Origin of the sequence: Streptomyces sp. NPDC091377, from assembly GCF_044757045.1 — a bacterium.
Taxonomy (GTDB): Bacteria; Actinomycetota; Actinomycetes; order Streptomycetales; family Streptomycetaceae; genus Streptomyces.
This window is the reverse complement of sequence record NZ_JBIVUE010000008.1, coordinates 72,737-92,994: the sequence shown is the minus strand read 5'-3', so window position 1 is coordinate 92,994 and position 20,258 is coordinate 72,737. Positions and strand designations below refer to the sequence as shown.

Sequence of the window (20,258 nt, the reverse complement as noted above, 5' to 3'; positions counted from 1 at the left end):
ACCCTGAGGCCCTCACCGCAGCAGCCGAATCCGGCTCTCCCGGAAGAAGGAGCGGACCGTGTCCGAGATCCCCCAACTGCTCTATTACACCGCGGCCTTGAGCGGTTGCGCAGGCGTCCTCTACACCGGCGTCCTGTTCGCCGTAGCCCTCGTCTCGGTCCTGGCCCCGACCCCGGAGCGACGCAAGGACGCCCGCACCACCCTCACCATCCTCATGCGACGGCGGTCGCGGTGACGGCGTCGTCGTCGCCGTCGCCGTCGCCCGCGAGTCCACGGATCCCCGCACCCCACCGCCGGGGCACGGGACGGATATGCCGAACCGCCCCACCCTGCCGGTTACCGCCTGCTAGCTTCCTGGCTGTCCGGGTGGCACCAGTTCTGCCCTGCCGCCCTGCTGCCGTGCCGCCCTGCTGCCGTGCTGCAGTGCGCTGTCCGGTGGCAGTAACTCCCCTCCCCTAACTGGCCGTTGCTCCGAAGGCGGTGACATGAAGTGCCCCAAGCCGAAGTGCGGGAACCCGTCGGCCGCCGTCCGCGCTGGGACCCCCGCCACCAGCCCTGCATCCCCACCGTCGCCCTCGACGGCGCCCCCGCGCACCACTCCCTGCGCGCGCTCCTCACCCGCGCCGATGAACTGGCCGCGCTCGACTGCGCCTCACCGGGCGAGAACGTCGCCGTGGTCGAGCACCTGCTCGCCGTCTGTTTCGCCTCCGGCACCTGTCCGTCCTCCGACGCCCAATGGCGCGACTGGGTGGTCGGCGGCCACGACCTCTCGCCCGCGGCCGGATGGCTGGTGGACCAGGCGGACGACGACTGGGACCTCTTCCACCCCTCGACACCCCTGCTCCAGAACTCCGGTCTGGCGGCGGACCTCATCGAGAGCGGTACGGGCACGGCGCAACTGGTGATCGAGCACGCCGGGGACTACAACCAGCACTTCGACCACCACCACCTGGAGCGCGACAACCCGCTTCCGGCGGCGGACGCCTTCCGTGCCACCCTCACCCAGCACGTCTACGCCCCCTACGGGCGGGCCCGGATGTCCGGGACCCGGCTCGGCGCCAAGGTCACCAACCTCGCCGCGGGCAGACTCACCGGACGGATCCGCGTCATCGCCCTGGGGCGCACGCTCGGCGAGACCCTGCGCCTCAACCTCTATCCGCCCGACGGGCCGGGAGCGCCGCTCAACACTTCCTGGAGCACCGGGGGCGTCGAGCGGCGCACGTTCCGTACGAAGGCGAAGCCCAGGGTGCCGCGAGGCTCCGCGGACCTCCACAGCGCGCTCGGGCGTTCCGTGCTCCTGCGCCCCGCGCGCGGACCGCACGGTGCGGTCACCGTCGACCGCGTGCTGATCGGAGCCGGGGAGTTACTGGAACTCGACCCGGAGCGGCACCTCCAGGACGCCGTGTACAGCGAGACGACCAACGGCCTGCGCAAACCGCTGTGGCCGTCCCCCAGCAGAGCGCTCTGGCAGCAGGCCCACGCCCTCTACAGCGCCGTCCGGGACGACCGGACCGGACTGTACGCGCGGCTGCGGTCCCTCCCCTACGACCGGAGGGGGGACGGCGCCCCGTACCAGCTCTGGGCCGTGGGCCTGCTGGCCAACCAGACGCTGCCGCTCAGCTGGACACACGGCGCGTACCCCTACGCCCCGGGGATGGCCGCGCATCTCTTCCGCGCCTCCCGCCGCGGCTCGGACATCGCCGAGTACATCGCGGGGAGCCTGAAGAAGGCGGCCGTCGTCGCCGCCGAGACGGCGTTCCCGGCGATGCGGGCCGCGGACGAGGCCGGTCAGGTGGCGCGGCTCGACGCCCGGTGGGCCTTCTGGCCGGCGGCGGAGAACCCGTTCCACGAACTGCTGGACGACGTGATCGACCGGGGACCGGAGGACGACGACCCCGTCTCCGAGCCGCTGATCGCGTACGCCGCGTATGTGACGACGACGGCCCGCACCCAACTGCTGCACCGCCTCGACGCGTTGCCGCCGAGCGACCGCAACCATCGTGCGCGGGCCCGGGCCGTACGGCTCTTCGAGGACGCCATGACCGCGGACCGGGCCCCCGCCGAACTCCGAGGGGAGATCGCCCATGACTGACAGCAGCCCGTTACCCGCGGGGGACATCGAGGGGACGGCCCGGGTCGCGCACGACAGCGCCGCCCTGACCACCTGGCTCACCACCCTCGTCCGCGTCCGCGACTCCGGCACCCTCGCCGAACTGCGCCGGGCCCGCGCCCTCACCCCCGCGCGCATCCGCGCGGGCTGGTACGGCGGCGACGAGCACCGCGCCCTCTTCGAGCAGATGGCCTTCCTCTTCGCGCTCTACCACCGGGGCCGCTCCGAGCCCTCGTACGGCCGCGGCAGCCTCGGTGAGGCGGCCCGCCGGATCGGCGACGGAACCGGACGCGGCCCCGACAATCCCGGCGCCCAGCGGCTCGTGGACCGTGTCGTCGCCAGCCGGCGCATTCCCTGGCGCCACCTCCAGCACGCGGTCACCCGGCTCCGCTCCTGCGAACAGCCCCCACCGTGCTGGACCGGACTGACCGATGACGTAATCCGCTGGAACGACCGCAGGGCGCGGGTCGCCTATCAGTGGTCGGTCGAGTTCCACACCCCGCCGGAACGGATCCGGGACGCACTCCACGCACCCACGAAGCGGAAGGACACCACCTTGTGACCGAGCCATCTCGGAGCCAGTTCCTCTCCCTGCACCTGATCGAGACCCTGGCGGCGGTCCTGCCGGTACGCGACGAGAACTCCCAGCCCAAGACCCTCGTCTTCGGCGGCGTGGAACGCCACATGATCACCAGCCAGGCCCGCAGACGCGCCGAGCGGGTCCATGCCCGCGACCGCGCCAACGCGGGCCGCGGGGCCCTCAAGGGGCGCAGCATGGGCGTCCGCACCCGGGAGTGGGCGCTCCTGGCGGGCCGGGCCCTCGAATCCGCCCACGGCTGGGACAAGGAGAGGGCCCTGGTCACGGCCCGCGCGGTGATGGAGGCGAGCGGCCTCAAGTTCGGCGACCCGAAGAAGAAGACGGTGGCCGATCTGACGAAGGTCCTCGTCTTCGCGCCGTCCGACGCCGGAACGAGGATCGCCGACCACATCGCCGGCCGGGCGGCCGAGGTCGAGCAGTGGCGCGACACGTACCTCGAAGCGCAGGCCCGCGCCGAGGCGAAGAAGCCCCGCCGCGGAGGCCGGCGGAAGGAGCAGCCGCAGCCGGACGCGGAGGAGCCGCAGGAGGGGGGTGCCCCGGCGCCGTCCGACGCGGCCGTCCGCCTGCCGCCCCTGCCCAAGGCCACGCGCGACGCCGTTCTGCTGGCCCTCGCCCCCCGCGACGCCGTGGACATCGCTCTCTACGGCCGTTTCCTCGCCGAGATCCCCGACTCCCCGAACGTCGACGGCGCGGTCCAGACCGGACACGCCTTCACCGTGCACGAGTCGGAACAGATCGAGGACTTCTACGCCGCGGCCGACGACGCGAAACTTGACCGCAAGCGCAATGCCCTGGACTTCCTCGACGCCGCCGACGACGCGGGCGCGGGCATGACCGGCTACCAGTCCCTGATCTCCGGCACGTTCTACCGGCACGCGGTTCTCGACCGTACGCAACTGCGCACCAATCTGCGGGTGGCCGGAATGGCCGAGGAAGAGGCGGAACAGGCGGCTTCCGAGGCCGAGGCGGAATTCGTGAACGCCTTCGTGGAGGCGTTCCCGGAGGCGAAGAAGAACTCCACCGCGTCGACCGGATCACTCCCCGCGCTCGTTCTCGCCTTCGAGGGGGAGCGGCCCTACAACTACGCCTCCGCGTTCCAGCGTCCGGTGGACGAGGGCCCGGTGTCGGCGGGCGGAGAAGGGCCGGCGGGCCCCGCCGCCGTACGCAGACTGCTGCGTCACCATACGTTCGTCAGCCGCCGCCGCGAGGATCTGCGCACCGCGCGGCTGCTCACCTACGACCCCGAGATCGACGCGCTCCTGGGCGAGTTGGGGCTCCCGGAGTCGCTGGCCGTGGTGGAACGAGCGGAGGACCTCACCCCGTGACCGCCCCGCACCCCCCGCACACCCCACCTGCCCCGGATGCCCGGCCCGCCCAGCCCGCCCCACTTGCCCCGGGTGCCCAGCCCGCCCCGCACGTCCTGCTCATCAGGTTGGCCGGCCCCCTCCAGTCCTGGGGCCTCACCGGCCGGTTCGCCCGGCGCGACACCCACAGCCGTCCCACGAAGTCGGGGCTGATCGGCCTGTGCGCGGCGGCGCTCGGCCTGCCCCGGGAGGAGCCGCTCGGAGAACTCGCCGAGACGGTCTTCGGAGTCCGGGCCGACCGCCCCGGCACCCCGCTGCGCGACTACCACACGGTGGGCGGGGGAACCTGCCCGCTGCGCCCGCGCGACCTGATCACCGATCACCAGCGGGCCGCGAAGGCGAGGACGGCCCCCGCGCCGGACGGCCCGGAGCAGGCCCCGTTCGGCCGTGCGGAACTGGACTCCTGGTACGGCTCACCGAAGCACGTCACCGCCGACCCGGCCTCGGGAGCGCTGGTGTCCGGGCAGGTCCGCCGCCACGCCCTGATCACCGAGCGCTGGTACCTCGCCGACGCCGCCTTCCTCGTCGGTCTGGAGCACCCGGACGCCACGCTCCTGGAACGGATCGGCCACGCCCTGGAGCATCCGAAACGCCTGCTCTGGCTCGGCCGCAAAGCCTGCCCGCCCTCGGGCGACCTGGCCCTCGGCGTCGTTCCGGGGACCCTCAGGGAGGCGTTCGAGACCCACGCCCTGCTCCCCGACGCCGTCAGCCACGACGGTGAGCCGCCCCGCCCGGTGACCGGCGTACGCCCCTGGGCCTGGATCGAGAGCCCGCGCCCGCTGCCGGGCGTCGGCCCCCTGTCCGACCAGCCGGTGCGGTTCGGCGCCGACGGGGGCGTCCACAGCCTCCGCTGGGAGACCCGCACCCGCGTCACCATCGCCCCGCACGCCCGTGGATGGGACATCATCCTGTGACCGCCCAATTCGTCGCCGCACAGACGCTGCTCACCCTGGACGCACGGCATCCCTACGCCGGGAAATCACTCATCGACGCCCAGGACATGCACCGCACCGTCATGAGCGGCTTCCCTGACCGGCCCGACGACGGCGGCCCGGACCCGCGGGCCCGGATGGGCGTCCTGTCGACCTGGACCGTCGACCTCCACCGGGCGCGGCTCCACCTGGTGGTCCAGGCGTCGGTCCCCGCCGACTGGTCCGGCATCCCCCGCGCGGCCCTGGCCGAGGCGCCGGAGATCCTCACCGTCGACCGCACCTTCCGCGCCGGGGACCGGGTCGACTTCCGCACCGTCGTCAACCCGGTCCGCAGCATCCCGCCCCCGCCCGGCTCCCCGCCCAGGACCCGCGGCACCCGGGTCCCGCACACCCGGCCCGACCATGTGAAGCGCTGGTTCGAACGCCGCCTGCAACCACCCGGCGAGCCCGCGGTCGCCCCCGACGGCGTCACCCGCATCGGAGCCGACACGGACCCCACCCGACTCGCCGTGCGCATGCTCCCGCGCGTCTCCAGCCCGGCACCCCACAAGGGCCTGCGCATCGCCCGCGCGGAGATCAAGGGAAACCTCACGGTCACCGACCCCCAGACCTTCGTCGCGACCCTCACCCAGGGCCTCGGCCACGCCCGCGCCTACAGCTGCGGCCTGATCCTCATCCGCTGACCGAAACCCACCCCACACACGCCGAAGGGCCCCGCTGCAAGCAGCGGGGCCCATCGACATCGTGCCCGGTGAGGCACTGGCGGAGGATACGAGATTCGAACTCGTGAGGGTGTGAACCCAACACGCTTTCCAAGCGTGCGCCCTAGGCCTCTAGGCGAATCCTCCGCCGGGAACATTACATGACCGAGAGCGGTGCTCGCGAACTCGTTCGCGCACCTCACATCGGGTACTGTGTGCGGAGCCCCTCACGCGGCGCTATCTGACTGAACTCCCCCAGGGCCGGAAGGCAGCAAGGGTAGGTCGGCTCTGGCGGGTGCGTGGGGGGCGCTTGCGTGGCGCCCCGGTTCCGGAGAGTGCCGCTGCCCGGTGACCGGCCCGCGTTGTCAGTGGCCGCCTATAACCTCGTACACGTGTCGTCTCTCGCGCTCTACCGCCGCTACCGCCCGGAGTCCTTCGCCGAGGTCATCGGGCAGGAGCATGTCACCGACCCGCTGCAGCAGGCGCTGCGGAACAACCGGGTCAATCACGCGTACCTGTTCAGCGGTCCGCGCGGATGCGGCAAGACGACCAGCGCCCGGATCCTCGCCCGCTGTCTGAACTGCGCGCAGGGGCCGACGCCCACCCCCTGCGGCGAGTGCCAGTCCTGCCAGGACCTCGCGCGCAACGGACCCGGTTCCATCGACGTCATCGAGATCGACGCCGCTTCCCACGGAGGCGTGGACGACGCCCGTGAGCTGCGCGAGAAGGCGTTCTTCGGCCCCGCCTCCAGCCGCTACAAGATCTACATCATCGACGAGGCCCACATGGTCACGTCGGCGGGATTCAACGCGCTGCTCAAGGTGGTCGAGGAGCCCCCCGAGCATCTGAAGTTCATCTTCGCCACCACCGAGCCCGAGAAGGTCATCGGCACCATCCGGTCCCGGACCCACCACTACCCCTTCCGGCTCGTCCCCCCCGGCACCCTGCGCGACTACCTCGGCGAGGTCTGCCGGCAGGAGAACATCCCCATCGAGGACGGTGTGCTGCCGCTCGTGGTGCGCGCGGGCGCCGGGTCCGTGCGGGACTCCATGTCCGTCATGGACCAGCTCCTCGCCGGCGCCCGCGCCGAGGGTGTGACGTACGCCATGGCCACCTCCCTCCTCGGGTACACCGAGGGCTCCCTCCTGGACTCCGTGGTGGAGGCGTTCGCCACCGGCGACGGGGCCGCCGCCTTCGAGGTCGTGGACCGGATCATCGAGGGCGGCAACGACCCCCGCCGGTTCGTCGCCGACCTGCTGGAGCGCCTGCGTGACCTGGTGATCCTCGCCGCGGTCCCGGACGCCGCCGAGAAGGGGCTCATCGACGCCCCCGCCGATGTCATCGAGCGGATGCAGGCCCAGGCCGGTGTCTTCGGCGCCGCCGAGCTGAGCCGCGCCGCCGACCTCGTCAACGAGGGCCTCACCGAGATGCGCGGCGCCACCTCCCCCCGCCTCCAGCTCGAACTCATCTGCGCCCGTGTGATGCTCCCCGCCGCCTACGGCGACGAGCGCTCCGTCATGGCCCGCCTCGACAAGCTGGAGCGCGGCATCAGCTTCGCCCCACCCACCGGAGCCCCGGCCATGGGGTACGTCCCCGGTCCCGACTCCCACGGCTATCCGGCCTCCCCGATGCCTCCCGTGGCCGAGACCGGCGGCGCTCCCGCTCCGACCGGTGGCGCTCCCGGTCCTGCCGGTGGCGCCTCCGGTCCGGCCGGTGGCGGCCCGGTTCCGCCCGGGACAGGCCCCGCCGCCGCCCGTGCGGCGGTACGGCCCCCTGGAGGCCCCGACACCGGCCCGACGGGCGGGTACGACGGTCCCGCCGCAGGTCCGGCCGGCGATCCGAACGCCGGTCAGAGCGCCGGTCAGAGCGCCGGTCAGAGCGCCGGTCAGAGCGCCGGTCCCGGCAGCGGCGCGGGCACGCCGGAAGCACCCCCCGCCCCCGAGAGCGCGCCCCCCGGCAGCTGGCCCACCGCCACCCAGACCGGTACGGGTGGCGGAGGTGCCGGGCGCCGTCCCGGCGGCTGGCCCACCGCCGCCCCCAGCGGAGGCGGCGGCCGGCCCGCGCCCACCGCCGCCCCACCGACCCCTGCGGCTCCCGCCCCCGCCCCGGCCCCCGGCCCCGTGGCCCCGCCCCCCGCCGGTGGCATGGACCCCCGCGCCCTCTGGCCGAACATCCTGGAGACGGTCAAGAACCGCCGCCGCTTCACCTGGATCCTGCTCAGTCAGAACGCCCAGGTGGTCGGCTTCGACGGCACCACCCTCCAGCTCGGGTTCTCCAGCGCCGGCGCCCGGGACAACTTCTCCAGCAGCGGCAGCGAGGACGTGCTGCGCCAGGCGCTGGCCGAGCAGTTCAACGTGCACTGGAAGATCGACGCGGTCGTGGATCCCTCCGGCGGCTCCGCCCCGTCCCCGTCCGGCGGCGGCGCCCCGGGCCCCTCCGGCCCGTTCGGCTCCGGCGGCGCGGGCGCTCCCGGCGGTAGTGGCTACGGCGCCGGTGGCGGCGGTCAGAGCGGTGGCTACGGCGGCACGGGCAGCGGCGGGTCGTACGGCGGCGGCGGGTCGTACGGCGCTGGCGGGTCGTACGGCGGTGGCCAGGGCGCGCCCTCCGCCCACTCCACACCCCCCGCCCCCTCCGGCGCCCAGCATCAGCCCGCACCCCAGGCGTCGGCCTCGTCCCCGGCGTCCCCGCCCTCCGCCTCCCGGCCCACGCCCCCGGCCCCCGCGGCACCCGTCCGCACCCCGGACCCCGTCGCCCCCGAGGACGACATGCCGGAGGACGACGACCCGGACCTGGACGAGTCGGCGCTGTCCGGTCAGGACCTGATCGTGCGGGAACTGGGCGCCACGGTGCTGGACGAGTTCACCAACGAGTAGCGAGCCGCCCCTCCGCCTCCGGGGGGGGCGGGGGTTCGGAGGAAACCACAACCCCCCACCCCCATCCCCTCGGCAACCCCCACAAAGGGTCACCGGCCGCTGCCGTTAGGCTGACCCCGTGAAGGTCCTCGTCATCGGCAGCGGTGCCCGCGAACACGCCCTGTGCCGTTCCCTGTCCCTCGATCCCGCCGTCACCGCGTTGCACTGCGCGCCCGGCAACGCCGGAATCGCCGAGGTCGCCGAGCTGCACCCGGTCGACGCGCTGGACGGCTCGGCCGTGTCCGCGCTGGCCCTGCGGCTCGGCGTCGGTCTGGTGGTCGTAGGACCGGAGGCCCCGCTGGTCGCGGGGGTCGCCGACGCCGTGCGCGAGGCGGGCGTCCCGGTCTTCGGCCCCTCCGGGGAGGCCGCCCGGCTGGAGGGTTCCAAGGCGTTCGCGAAGGACGTGATGGCGGCGGCCGGGGTCCCGACCGCGCGGTCCTACGTCTGCACCGCCCCCGAAGAGGTCGAGGAGGCCCTCGACGCCTTCGGCCCGCCCTACGTCGTCAAGGACGACGGACTCGCGGCGGGCAAGGGCGTCGTCGTCACCGCCGACCTGGACGCGGCCCGGGCGCACGCCGACGCGTGCGAGCGGGTGGTCATCGAGGAGTACCTCGACGGCCCCGAGGTCTCCCTCTTCGCCGTGACCGACGGCGAGACGGTCGTCCCGCTCCAGCCCGCCCAGGACTTCAAGCGCGCCCTCGACGGCGACGAGGGCCCGAACACCGGCGGCATGGGCGCGTACTCCCCGCTGCCGTGGGCGGACCCGAAGCTGGTCGGCGAGGTCCTGGAGACCGTGCTCCAGCCGACGGTGGACGAGATGCGCCGCCGCGGCACCCCCTTCTCCGGGCTGCTCTACGCCGGGCTCGCCATCACCTCGCGCGGAGTGCGGGTGATCGAGTTCAACGCCCGCTTCGGCGACCCGGAGACCCAGGTCGTGCTGGCCCGGCTGAAGACCCCGCTGGCCGGTGTGCTGCTCGCCGCCGCCGACGGCACCCTCGCCGATCTGGCGCCGCTGCGCTGGAGCGAGGACGCCGCCGTGACGGTCGTCGTCGCCTCCCACAACTACCCCGGCACCCCCCGCACCGGCGACCCCATCACCGGCCTCGCCGAGATCGCCGCCGAGGACGCCCCGCACGCCTACGTCCTGCACGCGGGCACCCGGCGCGACGGGGACGCGATCGTCAGCGCGGGCGGCCGGGTCCTGTCGGTCACCGCGACCGGCGGCGACCTCGACCAGGCCCGTGAGCGCGCCTACCGGGCGATCACCCGGATCACCCTGGACGGCTCCCAGCACCGTACGGACATCGCGGCGAAAGCAGCCGCCGAAAGCTGAGGAAAACTGTCCGGAATGAACTCTTCAGGCCCCGCGTCCGTCTCAGGATTCGGGGCCTGATCCTTGCCCTCTGTCATCCACCTCTCCCCAAAGCCATTCCATCGAGTGACCGGGCGGCCATCCGGCTGACGGGGACCCGACCCCCAACTAGGGTGCGGCGCAAGCGTTCCGGCACTTGGCCCACCGGCATTGCGATGTCAGTGCCGGGTGCCACAGTGGGGGAGTGGGCAACGCCAGGAAAGCGTCAGGTCGGCAGGGAGGGGGTGAAGTCCGGACATGACCGGGATCGGAGTGGAGACAGGGGCGCAGAGCGCGCGTGCGCGGGCGCTGGCCGTGCTGCGGGTGCGCAGCCGCGCGCTGGCGGTGGCACTGCTGCCGGCCGCCGCGGCGGTGATCCTGCTCGCCGGCGGCTCCACCGGACAACTGCTCGGGGAGGGCTTCGACATCGCCCGCTGGGTGGTGTCCGCACTGGCGCTGCTGGTGCTCGCGGCGGCCGGGGGCATCGCGCTGGTGGTGGCCCGGGCACGGCCGGCCGTCACCCCGACGGTCCCGATCCCCGAGGCGTCGGCCCCGGACCTCTACCGGCTGGTGCGCGACCTCGCCGACCGGCTCGACGTCCCGTCCCCCTCGGCCATAGCGCTCACCCCCGACTGCGACAGCTGGCTGGAGGACCGCACCCATCCGGCGCAGAGCGGCCCGCCCCCGGCCGACCACACCGACGAGATAGCGGGCGTCGGCCGCCCGCACCGCCGCAGCACGGCCGCCCCGGTCCTCGTCATCGGCTCCCCGTTCCTGTGGTGGATGCGCGTCGGTGAGCTGCGGGCCGTCCTCGCCCCCGTCGTCGCCGGTACGGGACCGTCGGCGCACCCCGACATAGCCGCCGCCCGGCGCTTCGTCCGCGGTCTGGACGCCGCCGCGGCCGTCACCGCGCAGCCCGGCCGCGATCCCGTCTCCGGCACGGTCCTCGCCGGGGTCGGCTGGGTGGTCCGGCTGATGCTGCGCGGCTGCCGGGTGCACGCGGCCGAGATGGAGCGCGGGGTCGCCGCGGCGGCGGCCGAGCGCGCACAGGCTGTGGACTACGGACTGCGGATCGTCGCCCAGGAACAGGTCGGGCTCGCCTACGCGGGCTGGGACCGGCTGCTCACCCGGGTCGCGCTGCCCGCCTGGCGGATGGGCCGCTGGCCCTCCCGACTGGACGCGGGCGTCGTCGCCGCCCTCACCGAACTCTCCCGCCGCGACCGGCTGGCCGAGGGCTTCGCCACCCGCCTCGGCGAACGCCCCGCCTGCGATCTGCTCGAAGAGCCGGGCGCGGTGGACGAGGCCACCTCACTGCTCGCCGCCCGGCTCTTCCACGGCGGTCCCGCCGAGGCGGGTCCGGACTGGTCGCCGGTGCAGTGGCAGGAGTACCCGGACGAGGTCGTGGACCGCACCTGGCGCACCGACGCCGCCCGTCTCCACCGTGTCCTGGACGCCCTCGGCGTCCGCCGCACGTCCGGCCCGCACGCCGACGCCCCCACCCTGGACCGCGTCCTCACCCATCTCACGGACCTGTCCCTGGAGGAAGCCGACCCGCACCCCCCGCACTCCCCGGACCCCCGCATCGCGCCCGAGGACCTGTCCACCACCCCCCGCAGCACCGCCCTCGCCGAACGGCTCAGCAGAGAACTCGCCCGCGAGGAAGCCGCCGCCACCGCCACCACCGCCACCACGACGGCCACAGCCACGTCCGCAGCCGCAGCCACTGTCACCGGAACAGGAAGCGCCGCCCCCGCCCCCGGCCCCGACCTCTGGCACGACACCCCCCTCCCCCTCTTCCCGCTCCAGCCACCCCGCAGCCCGCGCGACCTGCTCACCGACCACGTCACCGCGATGGTCTGCTGTGCCGCGATGGACACCGCGGGCGCCAAACCCGGCCTCGACTGGCTCGACGGCCCGTCCCTGATGGTCGGGGGCGAGCGGACCGCGGATCTCGCCCCGAAGGTCCTCAGCCTCCTGGAGCAGGGCGACCCCGTCCCCCTGCGGAACTGGCTCACCAAGGTGGGCATACGCCCGGAGAAGCCCGTACGGCTCGTCTGAGGTCCCGCGCGACCCGAACGCCTCCGCGCGACCCGCGCGACCCGCGCGACCTGTCCGACCCATCCGCCCCACCCGACCCTTCCGACCCGTGCGGCCTAAGTGGAACTCCTCCATCCACTTTGAATCAATCGAAGACGAACAGTGACGACCCGGGTGCGCAATGTGATGTGCTGGGACCGGTCGCGCGCTGGCAAGGCCGGGCAAGGCCGGGCACGTGCGTACGTCATCCGTACACGGGGGCCGGGGAGGGGAGCAGCATGGCGCCGGAACACATCCGCCGCTGGCAGTCGGGAGCACTGGCCCACGCGGTGACGGACCCCTTCGGCCTGGGCCCGGTCCCCTGGCTGCGCGGCAGCGAGACGTATTTCAGCGACACCGGCCAGGTCGTCCCCTGGTATCTGGACACCCCCCGGCCCACCGACACCAGGGCGGCGCACTGGCAGGAACACCCCGCGCCCGACCCCACCGTGGGCCCCCGCTCGGCCGACGACGTGCACCGCCAGATCAAGGGGTTCATCTCCAACGGCCCGGCCGCCCCCGGCGAGGCGGTGGACTTCCACATCACGGTGGACCCGCCGCAGGAGTTCGCCGTCGACATCTACCGCATCGGCCACTACGCCGGTGAGGGCGCCGCGAAGATCACCACCAGCCCCCGGCTCCCGGGCATCGTGCAGCCCCCGCCGCTCACCGCCGACCGCACCGTCTCCTGCCACCACTGGTGGCTGTCCTGGCGGCTCCAGATCCCCTCGTACTGGACCATCGGGGCCTACGTCGCCGTCCTCACCACCGCCGACGGCTACCGCTCGCACATCCCCTTCACCGTCCGCGACAGCCACCCGGCGGATCTGCTCCTGGTGCTCCCGGACATCACCTGGCAGGCGTACAACCTCTACCCGGAGGACGGCCGGACCGGCGCCAGCCTCTACCACGCCTGGGACGAGGACGGCCGGCTGCTCGGCGAGGCCGACGCCGCCACCACCGTCTCCTTCGACCGCCCGTACGCGGGCGCGGGCCTGCCCCTGCACGTCGGCCACGCCTACGATTTCATCCGCTGGGCCGAGCGCTACGGCTACGACCTCGCCTACGCCGACTCCCGCGATCTGCACGCTGGCCGGATCGACCCCACCCGCTACCGGGGCCTGATCTTCCCCGGCCACGACGAGTACTGGTCGCCGAGCATGCGCCGGGGCGTCGAACTCGCCCGGGACAGCGGCACCTCCCTCGTCTTCCTCTCCGCCAACACCATGTACTGGCAGGTCGAGCTGGGCCCGTCGCCGTCCGGCGCCGCCGACCGGCTGCTGACCTGCCGCAAGCGCAGAGGCCCCGGCCGGCCCGCGCTCTGGCGGGAGATCGACCGGGCGGAACAGCAGGTCATCGGCATCCAGTACGCGGGCCGGGTGCCCGAGCCGTATCCGCTGATCGTCCGCAACGCCCGCCACTGGCTGTGGGAGGCGACCGGCGCCCACGAGGCCGATCCGCTCGGCGACCTGGTCGCGGGCGAGGCCGACCGCTACTTCCCGCGCACCCCGCTCCCCGAGCACGAGGAGCGGGTACTGCTCGCGCACTCCCCCTATCCGGACAGCGAGGGCGTCGTCCGCCACCAGGAGACCTCCCTCTACCGCGCCCCGTCCGGCGCCCTCGTCTTCGCCGCCGGCACCTTCGCCTGGTCCCCGGCGCTGGACCGCCCCGGCCATGTCGACCCCCGGGTGCAGCGCGCCACCGCCAACCTCCTGGACCGCATCTGCAAGCGCGACTGAGGTGCCCCTCCTGACGACGCCGTCCTCCCCGTACGGGAGAATCGACCCCGTTGGACAGAAGGACGGAGAGAAGCGTGTCCGGATTCGTGGAAAAGCCCGAGCCGCGCCAGGTACCGGGCCTGGTGCATCTGCACACCGGCAAGGTGCGCGAGCTGTACCAGAACGCGGCGGGCGAGCTGGTGATGGTCGCCAGCGACCGCATCTCCGCCTACGACTGGGTGCTGCCCACCGAGATCCCCGACAAGGGCCGGGTCCTCACCCGGCTCTCCCTGTGGTGGTTCGAGCAGCTCGCCGACCTCGTCCCGCACCATGTCCTGAGCACCGAGCCGCCGCCCGGCGCCCCCGCCGACTGGGCGGGCCGCACCCTCGTCTGCACCTCCCTGCGGATGGTCCCGGTCGAGTGCGTGGCCCGCGGCTACCTCACCGGCTCGGGCCTCGCCGAGTACCGGGAGACCCGTACGGTCTGCGGTCTGGCGCTGCCCGAGGGCCTGGTCGACGGCAGTGAGCTGCCCGCCCCGATCTTCACCCCGGCCACCAAGGCGGCGGTCGGCGAGCACGACGAGAACGTGTCGTACGAGGAGGTCGCCCGCCAGGTCGGCGCGGAGACCGCCGCCGAGCTGCGCCAGGCGACCCTCGCGATCTACTCCCGCGCCCGGGACATCGCCCGCGACCGCGGGATCGTCCTCGCCGACACCAAGTTCGAGTTCGGCTACGACGGCCGGACCCTGGTCGTCGCGGACGAGGTGCTCACCCCGGACTCCTCCCGCTTCTGGCCGGCCGAGTCCTGGCAGCCGGGCCGCGCGCAGCCGTCGTACGACAAGCAGTTCGTGCGGGACTGGCTGACCTCCCCGGAGTCCGGCTGGGACCGCCGCGCCGAACTGCCCCCGCCGCCGCTGCCGCAGCGGGTCGTGGACGCGACCCGCGCCAAGTACGTGGAGGCGTACGAGCGACTGACCGGCCTGAGCTGGTCCTGACACGACAAAGCCCCCGACCGTGATCGGGGGCTTTCTCGGACTCTCTCGAATTCCCTTCGGAGAGCGGACGACGAGGTTCGAACTCGCGACCTCAACCTTGGCAAGGTTGCGCTCTACCAACTGAGCTACGTCCGCACCGCGTACCGACGTACGAACGCCGTGACGCGAGTGCAACTATACCCAACCCCGTTCGCGCGCGAGCCGCACCGCCGTGTGCCGGTTCTCCGCCCCGAGCTTGGAGACGGCGGACGAGAGGTAGTTCCGTACGGTCCCCTGGGACAGGGCGGCCCGCTCGGCGATCTCGGCGACCGGCGCCCCGTCGGCGGCCAGCTCCAGCACCTCCGCCTCGCGCGCGGTCAGCGGTGAGTCCCCGGCCGAGATCGCGTCGGCGGCCAACTCGGGGTCGACGTAGCGGTTTCCGGCGTGCACGGTCCGGATGATCTCGGCGAGCCGCTGGGCGCTCACCGTCTTCGGCACGAACCCGCGCACCCCCGCCGCGAGCGCCCGCTTGAGGTGCCCGGGCCGGCCGTGGCTCGTCACGATCAGCACCTGGCAGCCGGGCAGCTCGTCCCGCAGTGATGTGGCGACCTTCACACCGTCCGCGCCCGGCATCTGGAGATCGAGCACGGCCACGTCGGGCCGGTGCGCCCGCGCCATCGCCAGGGCCTCCGGCCCGGTCGCCGCCTCGGCGACGATCGCCAGGTCGTCCTCCAGCGCCAGCAGCGCGGCCAGCGCCCCGCGGATCAGATGTTCGTCGTCGGCCAGCAGCACCCGCAGGGTCACCGGGCCACCTCGCCGTCGCCGACGAGGGCAGCGGTCTCCAACGGCACCTCGGCCACCAGCCGGAACCGCCCCTGGCCCACGGGCCCCGCCACGAGGATCCCCCGTACGGCAGCCAGCCGCTCCCGCAACCCGGTGAGCCCGGTCCCCCCTCCGACCCCGACCCCGGCCTCGCCCTCGCCCCGGATCTCGGCCTCGGCCTTCAGGCCGTCACCGTCACTGTTCACGTTCTGCCCCGCCCCTTCGCCCGCCCGGGACTCACCGTTCCTGGCGACTCCTCGGACCATCCCCACCCCGGCGGCCACCCCCGCGACCACCCCGAGCGCCCATCCCTTGCCGAGCCCCGCGACCATCCCGCTGCCGCTGCCGCTGCCGCTGCCGCTGCCGCTGCCGCTGCCGCTGCCGGCCCCCGGGCCGGAGCCCTCCGCGTCACCCGAGGCCACCGCCGTCCCTGCCCCCGCCCCCGCACCCGCCCCGGACCCCGCCGAGCCCGCCGAGCCCACCGAGCCCACTGCACCGTCCCGCGTCCGCGCCCCGTCGTTCTCCACCGTCAGCTCCACCCATCCCTCCCGCACCCGCAGCCGTACCGAGCAGCGCTCGGCGTCGCCGTGGCGCAGGACGTTCGTGGTGGCCTCGCGGACGACCCAGCCGAGGGCCGACTGGACCTCGGCCGGCAGCCCGCCCGCCAGGGCCTCGCCCTCGACCTCGCAGGCGATCCCGGCCGCGGCCAGCACCCCCCGCGCACCGGACAGCTCGACGCCCAGCTCGGCCTCCCGGTACCCCCGTACGACATCGCGGACCTCACGCTGCGACTCGCGCGCGATGCTCTGCACCTCGGTCATCTGGTCGAGGGCCTCCGGCCGCTGCCGCCGGGCGAGCTGCACGGCCAGTTCGCTCTTGAGGGCGATCACCGCGAGATTGCGCCCGAGGACGTCGTGCAGATCACGCCCGAAGCGCAGCCGCTCCTCGGCGACGGCGAGCCGGGTCCGGGTCTCGCGGGCGGCGTCCAGCTCGTAGACGATGTTCAGCAGCCAGACGGAGAAGTAGGACGCGACGGCGAAGAACGCGCCGCCGAGCAGGGTCACGGCCGTGGTGAGCAGTACGGTCGCGGCCGACGCGCCGAGCACCAGGGACGCGACCATGACGGCCACGGCGTACCCGGCCAGCAGGTAGGCGGTGTGGCGCCGGTGGTTCAGGGCGATCGTGATCGAGCCGACGCTGAAGATCAGTACGCCGCCGACCACCGCGCCGAGCACGGAGCGGACGTGGTCCGACCCGGACTCGTCGGCCAGGGCCAGACAGACACCGGCGAGCGCCAAGGTGAACGCCCCGAGGATCAGCATCAGCCCGACCGGCTGCTCGCGTCTGCCGCGCACCCGGTCCAGCCCGCGCGCCGAGGCCAACGCGACCAGCAGGGTGTGCCCGAGGATCGCGAGGAACAGCCACCAGCGGCCCGGCACCCCCGGCTGGAGCAGCAGCGGCACCCCGAACATCGAGATCTCCAGCACCGCGAAGAGATGGAACGACCCCCGTGTGTACGTCTCCACCTTCGCCGGGGTGCTCTTGCTCCGCCACCAGCCTCCGGGCCTGCGCATGTCCTCGTGCCCCTCGCCGTGTTCCTGCCGTGTGCCGTGTGCCGTGTGCCGTGTGCCGTGTGCCGTGTGCCGTGTGCCGTGTGTCGTGTGCCGTGCGGCCGGCAGCGGGTTCCCGCCGCCTCCCTGGTCCGAGGCGGCCCACGGGCTCGGGCTGCCTCAGTGTCGCGGATCCCAGCGGAACCACCGTCGTACAGCAAACACCGCCAGACCGGTCCAGGCCAGCGCGATCACCGTGGCGCCCAGTGCCTCGCCGCCCGAGAGGGAGCCGGTCCAGCCGCCGCGGACCAGGGTCACCACCGGCGTCAGCGGCAGCAGCTCACAGACCGCGGCCACCCGGTCGGGCAGCACCTCCAGCGGCACGGCGACCCCGGAGGCCAGCATGGAGAGGAACAGCAGCGGCAGGCTGGTGACCTGGGCGCTCTCGGCGGTCCGGGTGAACGCGGCGGTGACCGCGCCCAGCGCCGCGCACATCACCACGCCCAGCAGCACCCCGAGGACGGCGAGCGGCAGCGCCTTCGGGGCGTCCATGTCCAGCAGCAGGGTGCAGCCGACCGCCAGCAGCACGGACTGTCCGAGGCCGATCGTCGCGGACGGCAGGGCGGCCCCGACCAGGATCTCGGGGTCGCGCAGCTCACCGGTGCGCAGTCGCTTGAGGACCAGTTCCTCGCGCCGTACGACGAACACGCCGGTGAGGGCGGCGTACACGGCGAACAGCAGGGCCAGGGCGATGGCCGCGGGCAGCAGCATGGTGCCGAGGTCCAGGCCGTGCTTCTCCAGGTCCATCTCGCCGGCCGCGGAGCGCAGACTGATCGGTACCACCAGCGGCACGAAGAGGGCGGTCACGAGGGTGGCCCGGCTGCGTCCCAGCAGGGTCAGCTCGGCCCGGGCCAGCGCGCCGAGGCGTCCTGCCATGGTGGTGGCGCCGCCGCGCTCGGCCGTCTTCGCGGTGTTCATCGGATCCTTCGCACGTGTCGCGTCGGTCGTGGGTGGTGTGGGTGTCGTCCTCGCCGGGTTCATCGGGTCGCCCCCGCCTTCACGGCGGTGCCGTCCGCCGCCGACGCCTGTCCGGCGATCCCCAGGAACGCCTCTTCCAGCGAGGCGGCCCGTACGTCGAGGCGGCCCAGTTCGACCCCGGCGCGCGCGGCCCAGACCAGGACCTCGGTGGCGGTCCGCTGGAGTTCCCGGGTGCGCAGCCGGACGATGTCGCCGTGCAGTTCGTGCCCGATGACGCCGAGTTCGGCGAGGGGCGGCAGATCGCCGAGGAAGTATCCGGCGGGCAGTTCGAAGGAGATCCGGGAGGGCTGGGAGGCGGTCACCTCGGCCGGGGTGCCGGTGACGGCGATCTGCCCCTTGTGCATGATCGCCAGCCGGTCGGCGAGGGACTCGGCCTCCTCCAGGTAGTGGGTGGTCAGCAGCACGGTGGTGCCGGTGTCGCGCAGCGAGGAGACCAACTCCCAGGTGTCCCGGCGCCCTTCGGCGTCCAGTCCGGTGGTCGGCTCGTCCAGGTAGAGCACCTCGGGCCGGCCGAGCAGCGCGAGCGCGAGGTCCAGTCGCCGCCGCTCGCCGCCGGAGAGCTGCTTGACCCGTACGTCGCTCTTGTCGGCCAGTCCGACCAGCCCGAGCGCCTCGCGCCGGGGCCGCGCCCCGCTGACGCAGCCCGCCCACATCCGGACGGTCTCGGCGACGGTCAGTTCGGAGGGGAACCCGCCCTCCTGGAGCATCACGCCGGTGCGGGGGCGTACGGCGGACCGCTCGCGGTAGGGGTCGTGGCCGAGGACGCGGACCTGTCCGCCGCTCGGCTCCGCGAGTCCCTCCAGCAGTTCGACGGTGGAGGTCTTGCCGGCGCCGTTGGTGCCCAGCAGCGCGAAGACCTCGCCGCGACCGACAGAGAACGTGATCCCCCGTACGGCCTCGAACCCGCCTCCGTACACCCGGCGCAGCCCGGTGACGTCGATCACGTGCTCGTTCGTTTCCATGGCTCAAGCGTCCCGGCGGCCGGGGCCTCCCGGCAGTGCGCGCTGTCATCAGCAGACATGACAAATGTCAGATACACCCATGCCCGCCGCCCCACACGGACACCCACAGACACCCACGGACACCCATGGACCCCGGACGCCCGGAACACCTCCGGACCCCGAACCCCCGGAACACCCACAGACCCTCACCGGCACACCAAAAAGCCCCCGGCGAGAACCGGGGGCTTGGTGTGGAGCGGACGACGAGGTTCGAACTCGCGACCTCAACCTTGGCAAGGTTGCGCTCTACCAACTGAGCTACGTCCGCGTGGCCTCCGACCGGCTCTCACCGATCGGCGCGAGCACCAGCCTACCTGATCCACTTGGTGGTCAGGACGGCGATGCAGAGCGGGTGACAGGAATTGCACACTGCGCCTTCCCCCTGGAAGGGGGATGTTCTACTACTGAACTACACCCGCGCGACCTTGGGGCTGGGCTTTTCGGCCTCGCCCGGTGGCGTGCTCCAGACATTAGCTGATCTGCGGGGGGGTAGCGCAAGTCGGTTGTCCGCAGGGCCCGCTGACGGACCCTGGGACCTGTCGTACCGGCCGGGACGCGGGGGGCGCCCACGGGCCCCGGGCCGGTCAGCGCGCTGCGGCGAAGGCTTCGTAGACCTTCTTGGGGATCCGGCCGCGGGCCGGCACGTCGAGCTTGTTCGCCTGGGCCCAGGCGCGGACGGCGGCCGGGTCGGGGGCGACCTCGGTCTGCCGGTAGGTGCGGCCGGACTTCGACCGCTTGCGGCCCGCCTCCACGTAGGGCGCGAGCGCCTTACGCAGTTTCTTGGCATTGGTTTCGTTCAGGTCGATCTCGTACGACTTGCCGTCGAGTCCGAAGGCGATGGTTTCCGCCGCTTCCGAGCCGTCGATGTCGTCAAAGAGCGTGACCACGACCTTCTGCGCCACGAATATCGGTCCCTTCGTGCGGCACTTTGGCTTTTCATTTGTACAGTGCCCGACAACAATTTACGAAGCTCGACTAAATCCTTCCGCGTGTCCGAGCGCAATAGGTTTCGGGTGTCGATCCGGGATCTCTCCCCAAACTTTTGCCGAACAGGCCGCTCCGCGCCGGATCGTGCACCTGTTCCCCGTCGATGCCTGTAGCTTCCTACAAG

At 73.2% G+C, this 20,258-nt stretch carries 16 protein-coding genes, 4 tRNA genes and 1 other RNA gene; 12 read left to right on the top strand and 9 right to left on the bottom strand.

From position 1 onward, the window contains the following. The first annotated feature begins 58 nt into the window (after nt 1-58). The 6 genes from ACIQNG_RS19345 (at nt 59) to ACIQNG_RS19320 (ending at nt 5,687) form a co-directional block, all read left to right on the top strand. The gene (locus ACIQNG_RS19345) at nt 59-235 is read left to right on the top strand and encodes a hypothetical protein (protein WP_401486420.1); all 177 of its coding nucleotides are present in this window, start codon (nt 59-61) and stop codon (nt 233-235) included. Nucleotides 236-490: 255 nt separating this feature from the next. After that, nucleotides 491-2,092, top strand: a complete 1,602-nt coding sequence (locus ACIQNG_RS19340; RefSeq protein WP_401486418.1) for a type I-E CRISPR-associated protein Cse1/CasA — start codon at nt 491-493, stop codon at nt 2,090-2,092. After that, nucleotides 2,085-2,672, top strand: coding sequence for a type I-E CRISPR-associated protein Cse2/CasB (gene casB / locus ACIQNG_RS19335; protein WP_401486416.1), 588 nt, complete (start codon nt 2,085-2,087; stop codon nt 2,670-2,672). Before ACIQNG_RS19340 ends, casB begins: the two co-directional genes overlap by 8 nt. After that, nucleotides 2,669-4,033: a type I-E CRISPR-associated protein Cas7/Cse4/CasC gene (locus ACIQNG_RS19330; protein WP_401437021.1), complete on the top strand. Its 1,365-nt coding sequence runs from the start codon at nt 2,669-2,671 to the stop codon at nt 4,031-4,033. The genes casB and ACIQNG_RS19330 overlap by 4 nt, the downstream gene beginning before the upstream one ends. Then, nucleotides 4,030-4,986, top strand: coding sequence for a type I-E CRISPR-associated protein Cas5/CasD (cas5e, locus tag ACIQNG_RS19325; RefSeq protein ID WP_401486414.1), 957 nt, complete (start codon nt 4,030-4,032; stop codon nt 4,984-4,986). The genes ACIQNG_RS19330 and cas5e overlap by 4 nt, the downstream gene beginning before the upstream one ends. Further along, nucleotides 4,983-5,687: a type I-E CRISPR-associated protein Cas6/Cse3/CasE gene (locus ACIQNG_RS19320; protein ID WP_401486412.1), complete on the top strand. Its 705-nt coding sequence runs from the start codon at nt 4,983-4,985 to the stop codon at nt 5,685-5,687. The genes cas5e and ACIQNG_RS19320 overlap by 4 nt, the downstream gene beginning before the upstream one ends. Before the next feature lie 77 nt (nt 5,688-5,764). Here ACIQNG_RS19320 and ACIQNG_RS19315 read toward each other — a convergent pair. Then, nucleotides 5,765-5,852: transfer RNA gene (locus tag ACIQNG_RS19315), tRNA-Ser, on the bottom strand. A 72-nt stretch (nt 5,853-5,924) separates the two neighbouring features. Between ACIQNG_RS19315 and ffs the strand changes: the two genes are divergently transcribed. The 6 genes from ffs to ACIQNG_RS19285 all read left to right on the top strand — a co-directional run bounded on the left by ffs (nt 5,925) and on the right by ACIQNG_RS19285 (nt 14,757). Beyond that, an RNA gene (gene ffs, locus ACIQNG_RS19310) (signal recognition particle sRNA small type) lies at nt 5,925-6,019 on the top strand. A 78-nt stretch (nt 6,020-6,097) separates the two neighbouring features. Further along, nucleotides 6,098-8,578, top strand: a complete 2,481-nt coding sequence (locus ACIQNG_RS19305) for a DNA polymerase III subunit gamma and tau (RefSeq protein WP_401486410.1) — start codon at nt 6,098-6,100, stop codon at nt 8,576-8,578. 118 nt (nt 8,579-8,696) lie between these two features. Further along, the gene (gene purD / locus ACIQNG_RS19300) at nt 8,697-9,950 is read left to right on the top strand and encodes a phosphoribosylamine--glycine ligase (protein ID WP_401486408.1); all 1,254 of its coding nucleotides are present in this window, start codon (nt 8,697-8,699) and stop codon (nt 9,948-9,950) included. 276 nt (nt 9,951-10,226) lie between these two features. Then, on the top strand, nt 10,227-12,026 hold the full coding sequence (locus tag ACIQNG_RS19295; RefSeq protein ID WP_401486406.1) for a hypothetical protein: 1,800 nt from the start codon (nt 10,227-10,229) through the stop codon (nt 12,024-12,026). A 257-nt stretch (nt 12,027-12,283) separates the two neighbouring features. Continuing rightward, on the top strand, nt 12,284-13,783 hold the full coding sequence (locus ACIQNG_RS19290) for a N,N-dimethylformamidase beta subunit family domain-containing protein (protein WP_401486404.1): 1,500 nt from the start codon (nt 12,284-12,286) through the stop codon (nt 13,781-13,783). A gap of 74 nt (nt 13,784-13,857) precedes the next feature. Further along, a complete protein-coding gene (locus tag ACIQNG_RS19285; protein WP_401437007.1) occupies nt 13,858-14,757 on the top strand; it encodes a phosphoribosylaminoimidazolesuccinocarboxamide synthase in 900 nt (299 codons plus the stop codon). A gap of 62 nt (nt 14,758-14,819) precedes the next feature. Here ACIQNG_RS19285 and ACIQNG_RS19280 read toward each other — a convergent pair. The 8 genes from ACIQNG_RS19280 to ACIQNG_RS19245 all read right to left on the bottom strand — a co-directional run bounded on the left by ACIQNG_RS19280 (nt 14,820) and on the right by ACIQNG_RS19245 (nt 20,049). Beyond that, nucleotides 14,820-14,892: transfer RNA gene (locus ACIQNG_RS19280), tRNA-Gly, on the bottom strand. A 39-nt stretch (nt 14,893-14,931) separates the two neighbouring features. After that, entirely contained in the window at nt 14,932-15,540 is a 609-nt protein-coding gene (locus ACIQNG_RS19275) for a response regulator (protein WP_401437004.1), read from the bottom strand. Beyond that, nucleotides 15,537-17,132 carry a sensor histidine kinase gene (locus tag ACIQNG_RS19270; RefSeq protein ID WP_401486401.1) on the bottom strand — a complete coding sequence of 532 codons (1,596 nt, stop codon included), beginning with the start codon at nt 17,130-17,132 and terminating at the stop codon, nt 15,537-15,539. Before ACIQNG_RS19270 ends, ACIQNG_RS19275 begins: the two co-directional genes overlap by 4 nt. 156 nt (nt 17,133-17,288) lie before the next feature. Beyond that, a complete protein-coding gene (locus tag ACIQNG_RS19265; RefSeq protein ID WP_401486399.1) occupies nt 17,289-18,086 on the bottom strand; it encodes an ABC transporter permease in 798 nt (265 codons plus the stop codon). Nucleotides 18,087-18,145: 59 nt separating this feature from the next. Beyond that, nucleotides 18,146-19,108: an ABC transporter ATP-binding protein gene (locus tag ACIQNG_RS19260; RefSeq protein WP_401436997.1), complete on the bottom strand. Its 963-nt coding sequence runs from the start codon at nt 19,106-19,108 to the stop codon at nt 18,146-18,148. Nucleotides 19,109-19,339: 231 nt separating this feature from the next. Further along, a tRNA-Gly gene (locus tag ACIQNG_RS19255) sits at nt 19,340-19,415 on the bottom strand. 79 nt (nt 19,416-19,494) lie between these two features. Next, nucleotides 19,495-19,566 (bottom strand) — tRNA-Gly (locus ACIQNG_RS19250). A gap of 165 nt (nt 19,567-19,731) precedes the next feature. Then, nucleotides 19,732-20,049, bottom strand: coding sequence for an Lsr2 family protein (locus ACIQNG_RS19245; RefSeq protein ID WP_401436995.1), 318 nt, complete (start codon nt 20,047-20,049; stop codon nt 19,732-19,734). Nucleotides 20,050-20,258: the final 209 nt, after the last annotated feature.

What these genes read in the sequence shown, in the direction of transcription:
- ACIQNG_RS19265 (WP_401486399.1), bottom strand. Translation starts at nt 18,086, where the DNA reads ATGAACACCGCGAAGACGGCCGAGCGCGGCGGCGCCACCACCATGGCA.
- casB (WP_401486416.1), top strand. Translation starts at nt 2,085, where the DNA reads ATGACTGACAGCAGCCCGTTACCCGCGGGGGACATCGAGGGGACGGCC.
- ACIQNG_RS19270 (WP_401486401.1), bottom strand. Translation starts at nt 17,132, where the DNA reads ATGCGCAGGCCCGGAGGCTGGTGGCGGAGCAAGAGCACCCCGGCGAAG.
- ACIQNG_RS19295 (WP_401486406.1), top strand. Translation starts at nt 10,227, where the DNA reads ATGACCGGGATCGGAGTGGAGACAGGGGCGCAGAGCGCGCGTGCGCGG.
- ACIQNG_RS19260 (WP_401436997.1), bottom strand. Translation starts at nt 19,108, where the DNA reads ATGGAAACGAACGAGCACGTGATCGACGTCACCGGGCTGCGCCGGGTG.
- ACIQNG_RS19290 (WP_401486404.1), top strand. Translation starts at nt 12,284, where the DNA reads ATGGCGCCGGAACACATCCGCCGCTGGCAGTCGGGAGCACTGGCCCAC.